Here is a 296-nt window from a genome sequence, read left to right on the forward strand (position 1 = left end):
GTATAAATAGCCACTTGCCCTGCGACACCTGCTGGCAATGATTGTCTTATTGCGTCATCTTCTAGCTCAATCAACACCAATACTCGACCGCGTTGAAACAACTTATTCGATGACTGTAAATTTCCGCTAAATTGAATTTCACCTTCTGCCATAGCTGGGAGTATTTTGGCAACTTTGCCTTTAAACACTTGTCCAGGCATGGCATCAATTATCACTTCGGCTTCATCACCTTCTTTAAGACGTAATAATGAGTTTTGCCAAAAAGCGCCAGCAAAATATCTCGTCTCATCTGGAAT

At 41.6% G+C, this 296-nt stretch carries 1 pseudogene; it reads right to left on the reverse strand.

From position 1 onward, the window contains the following. Positions 1–296 (reverse strand): annotated as a pseudogene (locus AAEZ00_RS20930) (hypothetical protein); the annotation flags it as partial.

Origin of the sequence: Shewanella sp. S1-49-MNA-CIBAN-0167 (assembly GCF_040310145.1) — a bacterium.
GTDB lineage: Bacteria > Pseudomonadota > Gammaproteobacteria > Enterobacterales > Shewanellaceae > Shewanella > Shewanella psychromarinicola.